The organism is Dyadobacter sp. OTU695 (assembly GCF_038440355.1).
Taxonomy (GTDB): domain Bacteria; phylum Bacteroidota; class Bacteroidia; order Cytophagales; family Spirosomataceae; genus Dyadobacter.
The window spans coordinates 16,840-29,326 of the sequence record NZ_JASATN010000036.1 but is presented as its reverse complement, the minus strand read 5'-3'; the positions used below and the strand labels follow the sequence as shown (position 1 = coordinate 29,326).

At 48.8% G+C, this 12,487-nt stretch carries 10 protein-coding genes; 4 read left to right on the top strand and 6 right to left on the bottom strand.

The window, feature by feature from the left end:
* Nucleotides 1-35: 35 nt before the first annotated feature.
* The 3 genes from AAHB90_RS31615 to AAHB90_RS31605 form a co-directional block, all read right to left on the bottom strand.
* Nucleotides 36-767 carry a GntR family transcriptional regulator gene (locus AAHB90_RS31615; protein WP_342089334.1) on the bottom strand — a complete coding sequence of 244 codons (732 nt, stop codon included), beginning with the start codon at nucleotides 765-767 and terminating at the stop codon, nucleotides 36-38.
* Nucleotides 768-965: 198 nt separating this feature from the next.
* On the bottom strand, nucleotides 966-1,916 hold the full coding sequence (locus AAHB90_RS31610) for a hypothetical protein (protein ID WP_342089333.1): 951 nt from the start codon (nucleotides 1,914-1,916) through the stop codon (nucleotides 966-968).
* Between the two features lie 2 nt (nucleotides 1,917-1,918).
* Entirely contained in the window at nucleotides 1,919-3,292 is a 1,374-nt protein-coding gene (locus tag AAHB90_RS31605) for an MBOAT family O-acyltransferase (protein ID WP_342089332.1), read from the bottom strand.
* A gap of 230 nt (nucleotides 3,293-3,522) precedes the next feature.
* On the opposite strand from AAHB90_RS31605, the gene AAHB90_RS31600 reads away from it, so the two are divergent.
* On the top strand, nucleotides 3,523-6,036 hold the full coding sequence (locus AAHB90_RS31600) for an alpha-L-fucosidase (RefSeq protein WP_342089331.1): 2,514 nt from the start codon (nucleotides 3,523-3,525) through the stop codon (nucleotides 6,034-6,036).
* 12 nt (nucleotides 6,037-6,048) lie between these two features.
* Here the strand turns inward: AAHB90_RS31600 and AAHB90_RS31595 are convergent, their stop codons facing one another.
* A complete protein-coding gene (locus AAHB90_RS31595; RefSeq protein ID WP_342089330.1) occupies nucleotides 6,049-6,240 on the bottom strand; it encodes a hypothetical protein in 192 nt (63 codons plus the stop codon).
* Between the two features lie 255 nt (nucleotides 6,241-6,495).
* Between AAHB90_RS31595 and AAHB90_RS31590 the strand changes: the two genes are divergently transcribed.
* Both AAHB90_RS31590 and AAHB90_RS31585 read left to right on the top strand, forming a co-directional pair.
* Nucleotides 6,496-8,850 carry an ABC transporter permease gene (locus AAHB90_RS31590; protein WP_342089329.1) on the top strand — a complete coding sequence of 785 codons (2,355 nt, stop codon included), beginning with the start codon at nucleotides 6,496-6,498 and terminating at the stop codon, nucleotides 8,848-8,850.
* A gap of 262 nt (nucleotides 8,851-9,112) precedes the next feature.
* A complete protein-coding gene (locus tag AAHB90_RS31585; RefSeq protein ID WP_342089328.1) occupies nucleotides 9,113-9,613 on the top strand; it encodes a PH domain-containing protein in 501 nt (166 codons plus the stop codon).
* An 18-nt stretch (nucleotides 9,614-9,631) separates the two neighbouring features.
* On the opposite strand, the gene AAHB90_RS31580 is transcribed toward AAHB90_RS31585, so the two are convergent.
* Nucleotides 9,632-10,672, bottom strand: coding sequence for an alpha/beta hydrolase (locus tag AAHB90_RS31580; RefSeq protein ID WP_342089327.1), 1,041 nt, complete (start codon nucleotides 10,670-10,672; stop codon nucleotides 9,632-9,634).
* A gap of 70 nt (nucleotides 10,673-10,742) precedes the next feature.
* Nucleotides 10,743-11,618, bottom strand: a complete 876-nt coding sequence (locus AAHB90_RS31575) for a pirin family protein (RefSeq protein ID WP_342089326.1) — start codon at nucleotides 11,616-11,618, stop codon at nucleotides 10,743-10,745.
* A gap of 300 nt (nucleotides 11,619-11,918) precedes the next feature.
* Between AAHB90_RS31575 and AAHB90_RS31570 the strand changes: the two genes are divergently transcribed.
* Nucleotides 11,919-12,413, top strand: coding sequence for a GNAT family N-acetyltransferase (locus tag AAHB90_RS31570; RefSeq protein WP_342089325.1), 495 nt, complete (start codon nucleotides 11,919-11,921; stop codon nucleotides 12,411-12,413).
* Nucleotides 12,414-12,487 lie beyond the last annotated feature (74 nt).

Below are 12,487 nucleotides of genomic sequence, written 5' to 3'. Positions count from 1 at the left end.
CCGGCATTTTAACGGTATACAACAAACGCAATCTGCTACTCCCGTACGCTTTCGACCGTATATACAAAGCTGTCGGCACGATAATAACCGATATTATACTCGATGGGCCGCTCGCCCTGGTCAAATACAAAACGTTTCCGGAAAAGAATCGGGCTTCCCGGTTCGACTTCCAGTTTTGCGGCGGTAAATTTATCGGCAGAGATCGCGCTGATTTCTTCCTTCGATAACGTGGCGATCACCAGATGATCCTTTTCGAGAATGTCGTACAAAGGGCGTTTAAAGTCTTCCTCGCCCGTAAGCCCTACCCTGGGATGGAAGTAGGAAATAAAATAGACAAACGGGCCTTCGGCTTTCCCCCTGAGCCGCTCCAATTTCAGCACCTTTTTGTCCATACCGATTTCAAAAAAGTTGGCAATTTTTTCGTCGGGGGTCACCCAGGTTACATGCAGCTCGAAATTCTTGACGACGATACCCCGCGCATTCATTTCCTGTGTAAAGCTGAGCCAGTTTTTCGATTTTGAGCTGATAACAGGTTCCGCTACTTTCGTACCGACTCCTTTTTTGCGGATAAGCAACCCTTCATAAACCAACTTGTTGAGTGCCTGTCTTAACGTCGACCGGGAAATGGCCAGTCGCTTTGCCAGTTCAACTTCATTAGGCAGGAACTTGCCATCCAGGTGTTCCGGGGAGCTGATCATGCTACGCAACAGGTTCTCTGCCTGTACATGCAAAGGGACCGGACTTTTGTGATCGATACTGAATTTCATATTGGCGGATTGCAAATGGACATTGGCAAAAATAGCAAAAAACGTATTCAGCTATCAATTTACCGGAATATTACAAATCCTTTGGAACAATTACATTTGAAGGATACGGCTTCATATATCTCCGCCGTCCACTTCAAGGTAGCAGATTGAATGAAAGCCGCCCCAAAAATCAGCTTTTTTGATAGATTTTAAAACCGGCTATTGACCAAGGCTTACATACCGTCCGGTCAATGCCCTTTCAAGGTCCTCGATCATCAAATCACTCCGTCGCTCGATCCCGGGCAGGATAAGATGGTAGTTGGTATCAAAAAATACGGAATCGGGCAACTCGTATCTTTCCGGTGTAGCGATTACCGGAAGGTGGTTATCCTTCATTGCTTTATAAATTTTATCGATCACCGGCTTTTGGTTCACAAACGAGGTCGACTGGTAGCCAGGCGGCAACAGTAACATGGTGGCTTTTTTCCCTTCCACAAATTTTTGAAAATCGACCAGAAGCTTGATCGCCTCAGGATTGACATGATCTTCGTCCCTGGCCTTTTGCGCCGCTTTGAACTTGCGGCCGGCCATCGTCCAGTGGACATATGCATCGCCGTAGCTGTTGAATGCCTTCCGGTCGTACACACCAATCGGCGCGGCCACGCTCGGTTCACTAGGCATTTTCAGCTTTGACGCTGCGTAAAAAGGAATAAAGCGCATCAGATGCCACCACTGCCTTGCATCGACCTGCTTCTTCCCGTCCTGGTATACGTCGAACAGGATCGAAACCAGCTCCATATTCCCGTAAAACGAATCGGTATAATATTGACTGTATTCGGGAATTACCACTACGATGTCCCCTTCGCGGATATAGGGTTTGACGTCGGTGAGGTAAAATTTCATGCCCAGGCTTGCATGCAGGCCCGCGTTGACCACCGGGATATGCAGGGCTTCCTGTATCCGCTTGCTGTCCAGCCCGTAGGCGACATTGGACCCACCAATAATAACGATCCTTGGGCTACCGGTTTTGCGCAGCATTTCATGCTTATCGAGCAACGCGCCCAGCATGTTGTGCTTTGCAACGGGATTGGGAAGTATAAACAGCCCTACGGCCAGTAGCAGTATTGCCAAGCCGGCGAAAATGGTAGTGCGCGTGACAAATCGCTTCATTGTCAAAACTGAAAATAAATAAATTCCTGATCCTGTTTGTAATTGGCAAGGCATAGTACCAGCAAAAACAGATACATTCCCCAGCGGATTACCGGATATTTGGGATGTACTGTTTCAAAAGGATGATTACTGCCGCGTTCGAGCCACTCGATACCAAACATCAATGCGATGAAGATCATCAAGGTATGATAACCACTATGAAGCGGTACCGATAAAAGTGATTTACTGGCGATGCCTTTCAGGTAATTGCCGGCCTTCGTTATGTTCTCCGCCCGGAATAATATCCATCCAATAGTCACCAGGGAAAAGGTAAGTACCATTTGAAATGCCTCACGAATCGAAGGCAACAGGCGGCCAGCTGCTACCGGCCCTACGTTTTTGCGGTTTTTGTCAAATATCAGTAAAGGCAGGAACAGCAGGCCATGATATACCCCCCAGGCTATAAACGTCCAATTGGCCCCGTGCCAGAAGCCGCTGACAGTAAATATGATCATCGTGTTGCGGATCGTTTTAAGCTTTCCAAAACGGCTTCCGCCAAGCGGGTAATAGAGATAGTCTTTAAACCACGATGAAAGCGATATGTGCCAGCGCCTCCAGAACTCGGCAATGTCCCGTGAAAAATAAGGGAAATTGAAATTTTTCAACAGCTCAAACCCAAACAGCCTGGCCGTACCGAGGGCAATGTCCGAATAGCCTGAGAAGTCACCGTAGATCTGGAATGCGAAGAATACAGCACCTAGTACCAGCGTGCTACCGCTGTAACTCCCGGGATCACTGAAAATCGGAGTCGCATAAGCAGCGCAGCCGTCAGCAATCACTACTTTTTTGAAAAACCCCCACAACATCTGGCGAAGTCCGTCCACGGCTTTGGAATATTCAAACGTGCGGGGACGCTCGATTTGCGGCAGCAGGTGCGTGGCGCGCTCGATCGGACCGGCCACCAGCAACGGAAAGAAGCTTACAAACAGCGCGTAATCGATGAAATTGGTCGTGGGTGTTATTTTTCTGTTATAAATATCAAACACGTACGAAAGGCCATGGAATGTGTAGAAGGAAATCCCGATGGGCAAAATAATATTCAGCGTACTTGAATAGGCTTGTAATCCATTTGAGGAAAGCAGTTCTGCGAACGATTCAACAAAAAAACCGAAGTATTTAAAATAGGCCAAAAAACCCAGGTTGATCGTGACACTTGCGATAAGCCACCGCTTGCGGGCACCTTCAGATCGTGAATTGTGAATGCGAAGCCCACTGTAAAAATCGAGCAGAGTCGAAAAGCTTAATAAACCGAGAAAGCGCCAGTCCCAGCAACCGTAAAAAAAATAGCTGGCGATGAGCACCAGGATGTTTTGATACTTTACCGTATTCCTTGGCAAAAGCCAATACAGTATGAAAACAACAGGGAGGAATACTGCAAATTCGATCGAATTAAATAACATATCAGACGTTTATTTCAACGCATCCTGGTGGAGCAATAGCGTGGTAAAAGTTCTGACAAAGTAACAATATTAACCCGAAATCGCCCGCGTCGCAGGCTAATTTTAATGTACCAGTGGTCATTTGGCATAGTATTTCTAACCATATTTGCCAAAACAACCTTGCTGCTATGAAAAGAATTTCTGAACTGGTGGGTGGTATCTTGTCTATATTTTTAATGATCCCTCTACCCGGCTCCGGGCAGAATCCAGGGCTTCGCATCACCACTACATCTTCCGCCGAATACGACAAAAATCCCAAAACATCGATCTATCCTGCATTTGTCGATAACATTTCCTATCAATCCTGGACAGAGGCGGGGCCTTCCCCTTTCTTTCAACTGACGGCCGAGGGTGGTACTCCTCCCTACGCTTGGGCATTGGCGGGAGGCGCATTGCCCAAAGGACTTCAACTGGACAAAAACGGCAGAATTTATGGCATGCCTACCAAAGAGGGCAATTATTCGTTTACAGCCAAGGTCACTGATTCGAAGGGCGCGTCGGTTAGTAAAACACTGATGTTCGAGGCAGCGCCTTACCGCTCGAAATGGTTTTCCGACGCAAAATTCGGCATCTATATCACCTGGGGTGCATACAGCGCGCCCAGCCTTAAAGGCAAAGACGGGATTGCCCAATTCGAAAAAAGGATTACTAAGTTCAACGCCGATCAATGGGCACAGACGGTGGTGGACCTGGGCGGTAAAGTACTAACGGCCAATGTAAAGGCCGGTGACGGCGTACGCCTCTGGCCATCCACAACCCCCAGCAAGCTCGAACTTAAAACAAAGCGTAACATTGTCAAGGAACTGGTGGATGCCTGCCACAAAAAAGGTATTCGCTTCATTGCCTACATTGCTCCTGACAATGGCTGGAACAAAGATGTTATCGATACGGCACCGGACGGGACTTACGGAACCCTCAACCTGGGACTCATCAGGGAACTGATCGCGCTGGGAGTTGATGGTTTTTGGGTCGATATGACCTCCGCTACCGAGCTATACCAGGGATTTGACTACAACTGGTTTCCCTGGAACAAGATGATCCCCATTATGCGTACCAATAACCCAAAAGTGATTTTTGCCAACAACACAGGTCTGGGCTTCGGTGGAACGGTGCTCCAATATCCTAACACCGATGTGATTGTCTACGAAGGCGGTACGTCGCCGCACGAAACAGCGCTGGCAGTGGCAAAACCGGCCACGGTCAAAAAGAAACTGGCGATCGAGGTGGATAATCTGCTGGATAACACATGGTCATGGCGCGAAGATCCGAAACTCAGATCACCGAAGCCAGTGGAAATGATGATCAGAAATATCAAAAAGAACTGGGAAGTTGGCGCGACCTACATGCTGAGCTACCCGATTACAGCCGATGGCGATATTTTCCCGGAACTTTACCAGGACAGGCTCAAACAGATTGCCAGTTTTGTCAAGAAAAACCAGGGCTGGAGCGCAACGCCCCAAGCCTCGCTTTCCGATACGGTCGATTACGATGGAAGCCAAAAGCTGACGCTCACGGCACCGCCACGATCGAGAGTGTACTATACCATCGACGGAAGCCGACCTACAACTGCAAGTAAGGCCTACAAAGGACCTATCGCGCTTACCAGGACCTGCCGTGTTCAGGCCATTGCCGTCGAGCCAGGAAAGCCTGCCAGTAAGTTGTTCGACAAGACTTTTACCGTGCTCAATGCATTAAAAACAAATGCAGCTGTAACTGCGAATGCCCGCTCGGCAGCGCCTGTTGCCCGTGAAGCGGCACTCCCGGCTGCGGCCGGTAAAACAGAGCCTAACGGTTTTTACCGGGGTATGCGGATTACCGTAGGCTCCGTCCCGATCAGGCTTACGGAAGTGGGCCGCAGGCATCTGGCAGGGAATAATGACCGGCATTCACTCATCGTCAAGCGTTATGTGGACGATTACCCTTTGCTGACAGCATCCCTGAACACCGCCAGCCTGCCCGTCGAGGCGGACGGTTATCAGTACGCCCAGATACCGCCGATAACACTCGAAGCAGGAAAGTCCTACCTCATCGGCTTTCGCGAGAACAACAGCGACAAATTTGCTCCCGAGGATTTTAAGAATACACCAGCAACCGACGATTACCGGGTAATCGGCTACAACATATTGAGCCCACAAGGCACCAAACTGCCCATTATTGACGACAAGATCGGACAGTTGATTAATTTTAAGTACGAAAAAGCAGGCCCGAAAGGCGCAAAAGGCAACGTCGCGATTGGTAAGCAGGCTTTTCTACGCGCCAATAACGATACCGGTCTCGGTCCCGCCAGCCAAATTTATTTTGCCGAAAATGGTATCGACGGCGATCCGACGACAATGGCACAGGCCGGAGGGCAATATCCATGGACATTGCTGATAGATCTGATGAAGGTCGAAAATGGTATCAAAGAGGCGAAAATCACGTTTGGCAAAACGGCCTTTTCAACGGAATTCCAGCTGATGGCATCGCCTGACAATAAAACGTGGACCACCCTGGCACACAAAACAGATAACTTAGATCTCAATATAGACCTGAAATTCGACCCGGTGAATGCGCGCTATTTTAAAATCAGGTCTTTGAAACCGGAAAAAAGCGGTGACAAAGGGGGATCGATGGGAATAATGGAATTTGAATTATACCAATAGCGGCGAATGCAGTTACCACAATCTTTCTTCTTTCATGAACCCCGTCGCGGTAAGCACTTGCATCAGTACGCTTGTGACGAGCATCGCGCGAACGACAATGAAAACGGCCCGATAATCCGCCTGTGGTTCGAGAATGATTACAAAATAGTAGAGAGAGATGTTGGTCACAACCAGCAGCACAAACAGTAAAATCTTAGTCAGCATCTTCTTTTTCTTCTTCGGATTTGTATCACGAAGATAATGAACACCTTGCATTTTCCTGCACCGCCATTAGGTGCAGGATTTTTTTTAATAAAAGCATAATATGGTACCACGGTGCGTCCCCGGGCGAACGAGTACTGTTCGTTACCGGACAATAATTGCGTCACCATAATTCATAAGCAATTGATTAACAGCAAACTACTCTTCTGGCAGACTATTTGAATTGAAAAATCCAGATTTGTCCGGAAGAATAAAAAGATGCTAAAAAACTATCTCAAAATCGCGTTCAGGAACCTGCTCCGAAACAAGGCTTTTTCGGCGATCAACATCCTGGGATTATCCGTAGGCATGGCGAGCGCGTTGCTTATCCTTTTTTGGATGTATAACGAAATAAGCTATGACCGCTTCCATAAGCACAAGGATTATCTGTACGAAGCCTGGAACCGCGGAACTTTCGACGGCAAGCTGCAATGCTGGAATTCGACGCCGCAAGTGCTTGGCCCTGCCCTGAAAGCGGAATATCCCGAGGTGAGCAACATTTCGCGCAACTATTCGCGTTGGTTCGTGACGCGTGCGGGTGACAAGAAAATTTCCAGCGAGGCTATTATTACGGATGCCGCATTTTTAAGCATGTTCGATTTCCCGCTGCTGCAGGGAAATCCGCAAACGGCGCTTAACTCGGTCAACTCAATAGTAGTCACGCAGAAAATGGCTATCAAAATGTTCGGTACCGAGGATGTGCTGGGCAAAGTCATAGCGATAGACAAGGACAATTTCACGGTAACGGGCGTTATGCAGAACCTGCCGCCCAACACCGCATTCAGGTTTGAATATATCCTTCCCTTTGATTACCTGAAAAAGATAGGCTCGGCAGACGAGGGCTGGACGTTCAATACAGTAAACACGTACGTACAGCTGAAACCGGGTACCAATCCGGAGAGGTTCGCTGAGAAAATCAGGGACATTACGATCCGGCATTCCAATAAAACCGAAGAACATGAGGTATTCCTCCACCCCATCAGCCAGTGGCATTTGTATTCCAATTTTGAGAACGGCAAGGTTGTTGGCGGACGCATCGCCATCGTTCGGCTGTTTGGCATTATCGCCGCATTCATTCTGCTGATCGCCTGTATCAATTTTATGAACCTGAGCACCGCGCGCAGCGAAAAACGGGCGAAGGAAGTGGGTATCCGCAAAACTGCCGGAGCAAACAAGGGACTTCTGGTAGGACAGTTCATCGGCGAATCGATCCTGATCGCAATGATTGCCGGCACCATCGCGCTTGTGGTTGTATATCTTACGTTACCGGCTTTCAATACACTTACGGGCAAAGAACTGGAAGTGCCGGTAGGCAATCCGAAGTTCTGGGGTGCGGCTCTTGCATTTATCCTGTTTACAGGCATCATCGCAGGAAGTTATCCTGCATTCTACCTATCGTCTTTCAAGCCGATCAGTGTCTTGAAAGGCGCATTTAAAAGGACGCATTCTACATTCAGTCCCCGAAAAGTGCTGGTAGTGATACAATTCAGTTTTGCCATTGTACTGATTATCTCAACGCTCATCGTGGTTGAACAGATTCGGCACGCCCAGAACCGCGACCCTGGCTACGACCGCGGGCAGGTCGTTTATCACTGGATCACAGGCGATTTGGGTAAACACTATGCGCAAATCAAACGCGAGCTGCTCAGTGCAGGCATTGCTACGTCTGTCACCAAAACCTCGTCTCCGCTAAGCAGCATAGCCAGTGATACCTGGGGCATTGAATGGCAAGGCAAGAACATGGCCGAGAAAATCGATTTCGACATTTTCACCGAGGACGAGGGGCTTGTCAAAACAGCCGGCCTGCAATTGATCCAGGGCCGGGATATGGACCTGACCAAGTTCCCGTCCGATTCCTCGGCTGTAATTCTCAATGAGAGTGCAGCCAAAATCATGGGCTTCAAAGATCCGGTGGGGCAAACGATCAGGGATAATGGTGCGGTGTACCATGTTGTGGGCGTTGTGAAAGATTTTGTCATTCGCTCTCCCTATGACCGCCAGGGCCCGCTACTCATCGAAGGAGCACAAAGTTACTTTAACGTAATCCATATGAAACTCAGTGCGGAAAAACCTGCTGCCGAAATCATGCCGGCAGTGGAGGCCATTTTCAGGCGCTATAATCCCGAATACCCGTTTGAATACCATTTTGTCGACGAGGATTATGCATTGAAATTTGAAGATACCCGGCGGGTAGCCAAGCTGACAGGCATTTTCGCGGGTCTTACGATCTTCATATCCTGCCTGGGGTTGTTCGGTCTGGCAGCCTACATGGCCGAAAACCGGGTCAAGGAAATCGGCGTCCGGAAAGTGCTGGGTGCTTCCGTGATGAGCATCGCTGCCTTGCTTTCGGGAGAATTCATGGCGCTCGTCGTTATTTCGATCGTCATTTCCGTACCGGTAGCCTGGTATGTAATGGATCTGTGGCTCAACGATTTCGAATATCGTGTCAGCATTCAATGGTGGACATTCGCCTTGTCGGGCATGCTGGCCATCCTGGTATCATTGGCGACGGTGAGCTATCAGGCGATACGGGCTGCATTGCTCAATCCCGTCAAGAGTCTTCGCAGCGAATAAAATGTAGCCAAAATACCTGCAATCATCATTCGGAGCTGGTCTTGCCTTTCAGGGCGATGATCAGCTCCTGTTGTAAGCTGGAGCAATACCTGATTGTCCTGTAAGCGCAATCGGGTATGCTAGTGCGGTTGAAAAGCTAGTTGTACAGTAATCGGAAAGGGAGCTTGCGTTTAGTGCTCCCTTTCACTCAAAGCCTGCGCTATGGCTGGACTTGAGGCAAAAAATCCCTATTTTTAGCCGTTACCAATTCTCTATCTGCGACATGAGATACAGCGCTTCCATCGACAAACCCACCAAAATTATTACCATCGGACTGACGGCGCTGTTCGTCGGCATCAGCGTTTTTGAATTTCTTACGTTTTCGGCCGAGGCGACAATCGGTGCATTCGTTTCAACCGCAATTTTAACAGCCGTTTACTGCGGTGCTTACATTTACCGACCGGTTGGGTATTCCCTGACGGAGGAAACCCTAGTCGTACATCGCCCGGTCAGCAACGTAGCTTATTCTCTCCAAACGCTTGATTCTGTGCAGATCCTCACTAAAGAACAGCTGAAATTCACCATTCGAACATTTGGCGTAGGCGGCTTTTGGGGCTATTTTGGTAAATTTTATAATTCAGTTTACGGCAAAATGACGTGGTACGTCACTCGACGCGATCAACTGGTGCTCATCAAAACCGACAACAAAACAATCCTTCTCTCACCGGACGACATCGAGTCTTTTACCCTGAGGCTGAAATCCTATGCGCCAACAATGGGGTAACTCCGAAACTTCTGGTTGTTATTTCATTACCAGATTTTTAGAAAAGAACGGCAACATTCTCGTTTCGATCCGCTCGCCTATTTTGTTAATATGGTCGCCCTGATATTCTTCGTAAGAGTGATCGATTTTGTAATTATCCAGGACCTCATGCAGGGTTTTAATATTGGAAGCAATAGGTTGATCACGATCCCCGGCATCGAAACCGATTGCTTTCATTTGCTTTAAATTTGTAATATACTGATCGATACTGGGAAGCGGCATGTTGGCATTCCATTTGATTTCGGCCGCCGGATTCAGTTTTCCATTTTCGACGATCGGGTCAGTGTAGAATGGCGGACGAGAGGGATTAGGTGACCATGCGGCGGCATATGCCAGCGCTGCCTTAGTCATAAAATCCGCCTTGGCAATGTCGTCGGGTGTTTTCACTGCCTCGATTTTGGCGATCGCATCGGCAGACCGCGGGTTACCCGGCGTCAGGCAACAGGGGCTCAGCAGGTAAATGCTAGAAAATATTTCCGGGTGCCTTTCGCCGATCCGGATCGTGCCATAACCACCCATTGAGTGGCCCGCGAGCCCGCGACTTGCTGGTTTGGCAATCGTGCGGTAATGCTGATCGATATAGGCAACGAGCTCTTTGGATACAAAATCTTCCCAGTTACCGGCAGTAATGGAATTGGAATAATAACTACCGCCACTGCGTGTGAAAGCATTGGGCGTGACAATGATCATCTCCTGCGCCTGACCAGATGTAAATACCTTGTCGACGATGACGGGCAGGTTGATCCAATGCTTTACAATCCCATACCACTGCGCATCGGTATCAGTGAAGCCGTGCAGCAAATAGATCACCGGATAGCGACGCTTCGATTCCTTTTTATAGCTCGGTGGCAGGTATACCGACACATCGGGATCAACAGGATTGCCTTCCAGATTGCCTTCAAGCGATTTGCCATGTACTTTAACGCGCTCTACCGATCCTTTCAACGGCGATTGCCCAAATGTAAAAACAGGTGCGAACAGGATCACTAATAAAAGGGCGGCTAATCTTTCTCTTTTCATTGCTGGTCAGGTTTGAATGTGCCCCAAATTAAGAAAGATTAGCCGCCCGTTAAAGCGCTTTGACTGCGGATCAATAATTAAACCGCTGTCCTTCCGGCAAAGTCGAGACGTGCCGCATTTTCCCGTGTCGGAAATCACTGTAAAGTTGCTTGATTTCCTCCTGATGGTCGGAAATGAAAGGGCCGTGCGAAACGATCTCGTCATGCTGCGGCTCGCCTGCGTACAACACTACGCGCGCGCCATCCGCGCCCGCCACCATGGCCAGCCAGCTTGTCCCATCCGCCGAATCCCGGCTCAGCCAGCCGATCTGATTGATTTCCAATGCCTGCTGCCCTACCATCACATTGCCCTCAATGACATACAAAAACGCGTTGTAGGATGCGGGTAACGATTCGGAAAGCTTCGCACCTGGTTGCAACCGGATGTCGGCAACAACAAGCGGTACATGGTTTTTCACCGGCGAACGAAGCCCAGCAAACGCGCCGCTGTACAAAACCGTTTTCACGCCATTCATTTCGGTAGCCGGCGCATTTTCAAATGCAAGGTCCTGTACCCTCGGTGCCGCCCAGCGATCCGCTTTCGGCAGGTTCAACCACATTTGCAGCAGCCGCATTCGTGACCGGCCTTCAATTGTCTCCGTATGTACGATGCCACTACCTGCGGTCATTATTTGAAAGTCTCCCTGCTTCATCATATGCTTTTCGTCGCCGATTTCGCCTTCGAGCAAAAGCGAAACAGTTTCAAATCCGGCGTGTGGATGCGGGCCTCCTACCGGCTCGTCATCTTTTTTATCCAAAAAGTCGTCCATGAGCAAAATGAACGGATCGCTATGCTCGAATTCGTGGTAAACCACCGCCCGGGCCGTGTGGTCGGGTCCAAGAAATCCGGGTTGTGCAGGTGGTGTTTTGATATTGACTATATTTCTGATATTGGCTTGATTTTCCATGATCTGTTTTTTTGCTTGCATTTGACGAAACCTTCTGCCGCCTCTTTTTAGTAAACAAAAACGGCACACCTACCATCCCTTCTATACCGCTATACATTTGGTTAGTGGACTGATAGCATGAAAAATTACGATTTTACAGCAAGCGAATAATTGACAAAAACTTGCCGGTGAAAGCAAAAATCCGGTAGATAGCCAAATTCTTTCTGTCAACTTTTTGTTACAATGAGTGGCAGGGCTGTAAAATCAGACTACACAGCCCCTGGCCATGTAACCGATTAAGAATCCCATCTACACTTCACAATGCAGTTTTATTCAGAACGTTTACACTACGAAAAATTCACTCCCGACCATTTCGAAGACTATTACCGGCTCGTATCCCAGCAGGATGTAATGGTGTACATCAGCGGCAGCGGTCTGGATGTGGAAGGTGCCCGCAAAAGATTTGAAAGATCTCTCCGCGCCGACGGGCAACAGAGCGACATGGGTTTTGTGGCGGTTTACGAAAACGCCACAAATATGTATGTGGGTTTGGGAAAAATAGTACCGTTCGAGGACGGCTTCACCGAAATTGGCTATGCATTGCTGCCCGAATTCTGGGGCAAAGGCTATGCGTCCGAAATCACACGCAGACTCATTGCCTACGCACGAGAGTGCGGCCGCATCGAGTCGCTCGTCGCCTTGGTGATACCCGAAAACCAGGCTTCTATTAACGTCTTGACTAAACAGCAGTTCCGCTTTTTCAGGGAGGTGCCGGAGGACGGTGTGGTCCGGCATGATTACATTTTGGATTTGTAACGGTATAAGTCAGTCCGTACCAATCATTACGGAGAGTCAAACGCCTCTCCTTTCTTGTTTCAATTGGCATAATT

What these genes read in the sequence shown, in the direction of transcription:
- AAHB90_RS31610 (WP_342089333.1), bottom strand. Translation starts at nt 1,916, where the DNA reads ATGAAGCGATTTGTCACGCGCACTACCATTTTCGCCGGCTTGGCAATA.
- AAHB90_RS31590 (WP_342089329.1), top strand. Translation starts at nt 6,496, where the DNA reads ATGCTAAAAAACTATCTCAAAATCGCGTTCAGGAACCTGCTCCGAAAC.
- AAHB90_RS31615 (WP_342089334.1), bottom strand. Translation starts at nt 767, where the DNA reads ATGAAATTCAGTATCGATCACAAAAGTCCGGTCCCTTTGCATGTACAG.
- AAHB90_RS31585 (WP_342089328.1), top strand. Translation starts at nt 9,113, where the DNA reads ATGAGATACAGCGCTTCCATCGACAAACCCACCAAAATTATTACCATC.
- AAHB90_RS31600 (WP_342089331.1), top strand. Translation starts at nt 3,523, where the DNA reads ATGAAAAGAATTTCTGAACTGGTGGGTGGTATCTTGTCTATATTTTTA.
- AAHB90_RS31580 (WP_342089327.1), bottom strand. Translation starts at nt 10,672, where the DNA reads ATGAAAAGAGAAAGATTAGCCGCCCTTTTATTAGTGATCCTGTTCGCA.
- AAHB90_RS31575 (WP_342089326.1), bottom strand. Translation starts at nt 11,618, where the DNA reads ATGGAAAATCAAGCCAATATCAGAAATATAGTCAATATCAAAACACCA.
- AAHB90_RS31595 (WP_342089330.1), bottom strand. Translation starts at nt 6,240, where the DNA reads ATGCTGACTAAGATTTTACTGTTTGTGCTGCTGGTTGTGACCAACATC.
- AAHB90_RS31570 (WP_342089325.1), top strand. Translation starts at nt 11,919, where the DNA reads ATGCAGTTTTATTCAGAACGTTTACACTACGAAAAATTCACTCCCGAC.